The organism is Bacillus cereus group sp. N12 (assembly GCF_016483575.1).
GTDB classification, from domain to species: domain Bacteria; phylum Bacillota; class Bacilli; order Bacillales; family Bacillaceae_G; genus Bacillus_A; species Bacillus_A toyonensis.
In genome coordinates this window covers 1-235 of the sequence record NZ_JAEHBO010000283.1, presented here as the reverse complement: position 1 = coordinate 235, position 235 = coordinate 1, and the positions used below count along the sequence as shown (strand labels likewise).

The window sequence follows — 235 nt, the reverse complement described above, 5'->3', positions numbered from 1 at the left end:
GGGAAGTGGCTCAGCTTGGTAGAGCACCTGGTTTGGGACCAGGGGGTCGCAGGTTCAAATCCTGTCTTCCCGATATTGTTTTTGGGGCCTTAGCTCAGCTGGGAGAGCGCCTGCCTTGCACGCAGGAGGTCAGCGGTTCGATCCCGCTAGGCTCCACCATTAGTTCTTTGAAAACTGAACGAAACAAACAACGTGAAACGTCAATTTTTATTTTTAGATGCTAGACAAACTAACT

The 235-nt window shown here is 49.8% G+C and carries 2 tRNA genes; both read left to right on the top strand.

The features are described 5' to 3' along the window. Positions 1-73: transfer RNA gene (locus tag JDS92_RS30495), tRNA-Pro, on the top strand. 10 nt (positions 74-83) lie between these two features. Beyond that, a tRNA-Ala gene (locus JDS92_RS30490) sits at positions 84-159 on the top strand. The last annotated feature ends 76 nt before the right edge of the window (positions 160-235 follow it).